This window comes from Streptomyces prunicolor NBRC 13075, assembly GCF_000367365.1.
Taxonomy (GTDB): Bacteria; Actinomycetota; Actinomycetes; order Streptomycetales; family Streptomycetaceae; genus Streptomyces; species Streptomyces prunicolor.
This window is the reverse complement of sequence record NZ_BARF01000175.1, coordinates 1-6441: the sequence shown is the minus strand read 5'-3', so window position 1 is coordinate 6441 and position 6441 is coordinate 1. Positions and strand designations below refer to the sequence as shown.

At 66.0% G+C, this 6441-nt stretch carries 3 protein-coding genes and 1 pseudogene; 1 reads left to right on the top strand and 3 read right to left on the bottom strand.

The annotated features are described in order from the left end of the window. From SPR02S_RS63790 to SPR02S_RS54510, 3 genes are all read right to left on the bottom strand, one after another. A partial coding sequence (locus SPR02S_RS63790; protein WP_158698038.1) for a tetratricopeptide repeat protein occupies window positions 1-3309 on the bottom strand: 3309 nt, incomplete at its 3' end. An 88-nt stretch (window positions 3310-3397) separates the two neighbouring features. Next, window positions 3398-4333, bottom strand: coding sequence for a hypothetical protein (locus SPR02S_RS58720; RefSeq protein WP_019065468.1), 936 nt, complete (start codon window positions 4331-4333; stop codon window positions 3398-3400). After that, window positions 4333-4773 (bottom strand): hypothetical protein, encoded by a 441-nt coding sequence (locus SPR02S_RS54510; RefSeq protein ID WP_019065467.1) that lies wholly within the window; start codon window positions 4771-4773, stop codon window positions 4333-4335. Before SPR02S_RS54510 ends, SPR02S_RS58720 begins: the two co-directional genes overlap by 1 nt. 1133 nt (window positions 4774-5906) lie before the next feature. On the opposite strand from SPR02S_RS54510, the pseudogene SPR02S_RS54505 reads away from it, so the two are divergent. Further along, window positions 5907-6441: pseudogene (locus SPR02S_RS54505) on the top strand (hypothetical protein); the annotation flags it as partial.

Sequence of the window (6441 nt, the reverse complement as noted above, 5' to 3'; positions counted from 1 at the left end):
CTCAACCCCGGGGCCAGTCCTGCCGTCAGCAGCGGCGTCCGGCTCGACGAGCAGCGTCGGCCTCGGCAACAGGTTGCAGAGCATCGCGGCTTCCTCCGAGACGTGGTCCAAGCGGCCCGGGACACCCGGAGTAGTGGGCATGGCCACGATCAGCGACCGACTCACGGACGGCGCGGAGGTGTGGTGACGGCGTGCGTGGTGCAGGGCGCGGATGGTGGTGGTGTAGGAAGAGACGACACGGTCCATGACCGTCCGCCTCTCCCCCTTCCCCAGGCCCGCCGGCAGCGGCTCGGCATGATAGCCGACGGCATGCAGGGGAAGCAGCGAGAGGAGCCCACCCGGCGCCCACCAAACGCGGGGCCACGGCTGTCCGGGGGAGGGCTCACCAGTGAAACCGAGGCTGTGTAGGACGGGTTCGGCCGCAGCGTCCCACAGCCACTCCAACACGGCGCGAAGCGCTGCTTGGGCGTCCTTACGCGCGCGAGGCGTCGTACGCGGATCCGCAATGGCTTCCAGGGCCTGATGGAAGGTCTGGATCCGGTCGACGACGAGATCGTACGCGAGGCCGGGCAGACTCAGGGACTCGATTCCGTCGGACGTCAACAGCAGTGCGTCGCTGCCGTAGCGGCTGACGTTGAAGCTCGCCACCGGACCGAAGGCAGCTTGTGCCAAGAGGTCACCGACGGCAGGGGGACGGGCGAAACTGGCGAACCCATCCTGCGCTCGAATGCGGTCCAGCGTGACTTGGAGCCGGCCAACGAGGCCGCGTCGACTTTCCTCCGCGTCGACCGCACCTACGGCGGTACTGACTTGCCCCATGGGATCCTCGGGGGCAGCGGTCGTGTCCATCGGCCGGTCAAGCTCGTCCCGGAGTACCTCGAAGCGATGGGCCAGGTCGGGATGGCACTCGCGGAGCTCTGCGAGGTCGCTCCGCATATCCAGCGCCTGGCTGTGGAGAACGCCGCGGCCCACCTCGATCAACTGCAGTGCCCGCACTGCCCGATCGGCGGGTATGCCTTCGTGAGAAGCAAGAGCCAGTGCCACGGCATCTCCGGCCAGCCCGGACCACTTACCCATGGCGTGCTGCTGGTCATCACGGCTCAGCCGGCGGTCTGCCACTTCGGGCAACAGGCGTACGGCACCGGCCAGGAGATCAGCTGCGAGATCAGGATCCGACCGTCCGGTCATTGAGGCCGCTGCCTGAGCGGCCCGAATCCGAATCGAGGGCCTGGCCCCGTCGGCTCGCGCGCCTTCCATGTGGGCGGCCAGGGCACGATCAAAGTCCTGTCTCAAGTGAGTCCGCTGATAACGGCGGTGTAAGGCCGTCCCGAGCTGGAACAGGTAGTCGGCGCGCTCAGGATGTTCCGCGGACGAGATGTCGAGCGCGGCCTGACACGCAACCACCGCGTCATCCAGATCCGCAGTAGACCCGGTCTTCTCGAACCTGACGGTCAGCACACCTCCCAGCAACGACAAGTACCTCGGGCGCTCAGGGTGGTGGGACGGAACGGTGGCGGTCGCATCCTGTCCCGCCGCAACCGCGCCGTCCAAGTCCTCAAAGGTTCCAGCGCGCTGGAAGCGGGCATACAGGGCGGCGGACAGATTCGCGAGGAAACGAGGACGGTCAGGACTGCTTGCATCCACAATGCCGAGGACCTCGCGGTTCCTCCGGATCACCTCGTCGAGGTCCTGAGGGTCCCCGTTCCGTTCGTAACGCTGCAACAAGACTGCGCCGAGATTGGACAGCATCGCCGCCAAGGCGGAGTGTTCACGGGGTGCCGTCTTCACAGCTCCGTGCGCGAACTCGATCGCCGCATCCAGGTCCGACATCGCCCCAGTGTGCTTGGACCGAGTCCACAGCATCAGACCGACGTTGGACAAACGGGTCGGCCGGTCGACGTGACCGTGCGCAGTGGCCTGAGCGGAAGCGCGACTGGCGCTGATTGCCTCGTCCAGGTCGGCCAAATCACCAGTGCATTCAAAAAGCTGCCCGAGAGAGATGGCCAAGTTGTTGAGGACCGCGTTGAATTCGGTCTGGTTCGGGGTAATTTCTCCGGAGGCAGCACGATTCATCTCGATGGCCGTATCGAGGTCATACCTGTCGCCGCCGATGCGGTATCGCGCCAGGAGAGCTTGACCCAAACCGGAGAGACGAAGCCCACGAGCCCGATGCCCTGGCGGAAGAATCTCCAGAGCTTCCTGGAACGCGTTGACGGATCGGTCCAGATAAGCTGTTTCCCCGGTTCGTTCGAATCGAGTCAGCGTGATGCCGCCGAGCCCAAACAGGAATATGGAGCGTCCAGGATGTTCCTCGGAGGCAGCCTCGAGTGCAGCTTGGCCACAGTCGATTGCGCTCTCCAGATCTGCAGGGACACCAGTGCTCTCATATCGGGCCCGCCACGCGATACCAAGATTGTGAAGGATTCCTGCCTTTTCGTCGCCCCCGGCACACAGGTCTGACGCTTCCTGGAAGGCTTCGATCGCCGCGTCCAGGTCCGACAGGATGCCTCTCTCGGTGAACCTGGTCTTCAGCGCGTTACCCAGGTTGCTGAGTCCAGCAGCCCGGTCAGCAGGAGAGCTCGCAGCAGCCCGAACTGCCAAGCGTCCGATATCGATCGCATCGTCCAGGTCCGCCGACCTACCTGCATAGGTGAAGCGTGCCATCAGCACACCTGACAGGTTGGATAGCACGACCGGCTGATTCGGATGCCCTGGTTCCATGCTTTCCACTGCGCCCAGGGCAGCGTCGATCGCCGCATCCAGATCCGTTGGTTCGCCACCCGCGTCAAAGTGGGATTTTAGGAGGACAGAAAGATTAGACAGCGTTCCCGCGTGCCCGGTTTCGCCGCGGGGGATAGCGGCCGCGATGCGCCGTAGGAGATCGGTCACTCTTGCGCGCAACTCCGGGCTCGGCGAGGCGTTCATCCCTTGCTGGATTCTCCACACAAAGGAAAGCGCGCGCTGAGCCACGTCTGGAAGCAGTTCGTCCGGCAGATCCTCCTCATCTGCGCCGAACACGAAGCAGGGCGTGAACTTCGCGACGGCTTCCTCTCTGTCCCGCTGCCCGGCCCCTTCGGTAAGTGCCCGGTACCTGAAGGCGTACAACCAACCGAGGACGTAATGACCTTCCAGGTCGGACTCGTCGTTTCGGAGTATTGCGGCAAGTTGGCGGGCCTCTGCCAGTGCTTCCGGTTCCAGCACCACACCAAGGTCCTGTTCACGGGCCAGCCGTTCGAGCCGTAACCCCACTACAGCAATCCGCTGCTCCAGTTCGTGTTCCCTTGCGAAGTCTTGCTCGCGCCCGTGCATGAACCGTCCTGTACCTTCCCGGTCTCCAATAGGTCTGATTGCTGCGCTGTCCATGTCCGCCAAGGCGAGCCGCTGAATTCGACGGAGCTCACGAAGCCGGTTCTGCCACAGGCGCCGGGCTGCTCAGCCGTCGCATGACCTCGCCACCGAGCAGAGGACCCAGCGGCTGTTCCTCGATGCGCAGCTTGTCGGCCAGATCCGCCAGGTAAAGGCGCACGGATGCCTCCACCAGCGTGGCGTAGGTGTCCGAGGCAGTACGGAGGCGACGTGCCGAGACGACCACCATCGTGGCGGCGAGCGGCGCTGCGGGCCACCACCACCAGGCCAGAGGCAGATAGAGCAGGGCCCATCCACCGAGGACGGCAGCTCGCATCAACGCGGCGCGGGCCGTACCGATCTCGCCACGTATCTCTTCCGGCAGCACCAGCCAAAGGTGTGGCCAGAGGATGAGGAGATTGATATGTGCGTCTCGGTCCAGCCGGACCGCCGTTGCGTGGATCCGATCACCACTCCAAGTCGGCCGTTCAGGCCGCTCCACGGAGATACGTTCATACCTGTGGGCAGCGCGGTGACGCTGCCGGGTCCTGGGACGGTCGGCCGGTCGCGGAGCGCGTTCCAGAAGCCGCAGGGCTTCGTACTCCGCCCGTGCCGCGTCCCAGAGACGCTGGCGGCGTGCCACGTGCCGCTCAGCCAACTCACCGAACAGCCACGGCCATGCACCCCAACCGGCAGCCAGGGCCACACGCTCGACTAAGGAGCCGAGGGACTGGGCAGACAGACCAGCAGCGGCCGCACCGGCCAGGACGGCAGCGAGTAGCACGACCTGGCCGCCTACCGCGGTCGCCACGGGAGCCCGGGCAGCGTCCGAGATCGCGTGAGTAAGCCGGCCCATGTCCAGCGCGGCGCTCTGCCCGAGGATGTGTCCGGCTGCGGCGACCGCCAAGTAGAGCGCGCCTGGCAGTACGAGGAGAGTCAGCCACCGCTCGGCCAGCTTCTTGCCAAGTTCACTGAGCAGCCCTCCCACTACGGGAGCCTCTCCCGGATCAGCGCCGTCTCCCCCGGGGCGAACTGGCAGCGTGGCAGGTCGTTATCCGCTTCAGGACCGGATCGACCGATGCATAGCTGTAAGGGACACCGGTACACGACGTCCAAATCGGCAACGCCGGCCGGCATCACGCCGCGGCCCGTTCCTCCGTACACCCCCGATGGGTCACCTGCACCTCGAACCGCTGTGTGCAAGGCGTCCAGAAGGGCAGTGAGCGAGATATCGTCCGCGGGCGGCCCGCCAACTGCGGCTTCGACGGCACATAAGGCGGCGTCGTCCTCGTCGAGCAGCGCGGCGAGGTCGTCCCGATGGCTACACACGTACGACAGTGCCTTGGCGATCCTCAGGCCGCCTACTTCCACCTGGCTCGTCATGTAGAACTCCACCCCCTGCGTCTTGTTGATCCACCAGGCCGCCATTCTTGCTCCAAATGCGCAGGTGCACGCGCGGGTTCGGCCAACTCCCTCGGGCAGAGCAAAGAGGCGCCGAGGTCCTTGAAAGGACAGTTCAGCCGATCTCCTCTGCGCGAGCGATGCGTAGGCGGCGGTGTGCCACGCGCCACGCTGCCGCTGACGGCGTACGGCATCGCGCAAATTCGCCTTCGTGACGCGGCGTGCGGAAGCAACCGTCATGCCGTCCCCCCGCCGCTTGGGAGAAACCTGGGAGAAGATCTCCTCCCAGAGCCCTCGGGACACCACCCGAGACCAACGGCCACCAACAGCCTGACCTGGGCATACATCCTTCGCAGCTGGTGGGCAACATGATCGGACCTAATTCGGGACGAAGAGGTCGTGGGTTCAAATCCCGCCACCCCGACAGCAAGACGCCAGGTCAGGCCCGGTGCTGAGAGATCAGCACCGGGCCTGATTTGCTTTACGGGCCTGTTAGGAGAGCCATTTGGGTGCCAACTGGGTGTGCTCTTCGGGATCCGGCTCCCGGTCGCTTCCGGTGAGCAACGTTCGCTGCACCTTTGAGGCACGGCCATCATCCGGACCGGCCTGAACCGGCTCCGCATGGGCGGCGTCCGAGGGTTTCTGAGCCAGAGGTACGACCGGCCCCTCCAACGCAGGAGCAAGCCACGAGCTCGCCCACGACGAAACAGGCGCCGCAGCACGCAGTGACGCCCCCGCGGCCGACGCCGGCGGAAATCGGCGCCGCTTTGATCGCGGAAGTGCAGCAGGCTGGACGGTTCCTCCGGATCCCGAGGCCAGCGACGAAGAACGGGCCCGCTGTCGCAGGGCATTCGACGCAGCGCGACAGTGCGCCCCCAGGGGTACGGCCTCAAGTACCGCGGGCGGGCGGAGGGGGACTTCTTCCTCGGCCTGCAGCCGGCGGAGCGGCATGGTCCGTGGGCCGCCTGTACGCGGCGGAGCGACTGACGGACGTTCTCCTGAGCGTGGCCGTCTGACGGGCTTGCGTTGCCGCAACCAGTTCGGTGACCTGCACGATTCACCCCATGACAAGGCCGGTGCTCGCCCTGGTGCCGGTGCGGGTGACGGTTGAGTACGGGTACTCATGCCGGCCTCGCGACGCCCGACGGACGATGCTGCGCATGACACAGCGACACAATCGCCTCGGGCGGCGCCGCAGGCTCCTGGTGGCGTCGGCCGCGGTGCTGGCGCTTGCTGGAGCGGTGGTGGGCACGGTGGGGGTTGCCCGGTGGTCCGAGCGGCTCTGGGAGGGCGATCCGTATCCCGTCGCGGATCCGGCCGCCACGGCGCAGCGGCTGGATGGCCACACTCAGGCTGTCTACGACGCGCTTGGTCTGCCACACGCTCAACTGGATCCCGACTGGCCCGGAGGCGGCTCGGAGGTCGACGGCTGCTACTACCGGGGGCTGAAGCACTGGTCCGAGCAGGTGAGCGACTCCCCACCGAGCCTGCCGCATGTCGTTGGCGTGGGCAATGAATGGGCGCTGAAGGGCGTCTCCCGTGACCAGGCCGTGTCCGCGTTGCGGCGTGTACGGAAAGAGCTGACGCGACAGGGCTGGAAAGTCACCGCCTATGAGAACTCCCGCGCCTGGCTCAGTCTTGCGCTGACGCTCCCGGACACGGACGACACCGTCTCCCTTCAGAGGGCGGGATGTG

Coding starts and splice junctions, on each gene's coding strand:
- SPR02S_RS54510 (WP_019065467.1), bottom strand. CDS start 4,773: ATGGCGGCCTGGTGGATCAACAAGACGCAGGGGGTGGAGTTCTACATG.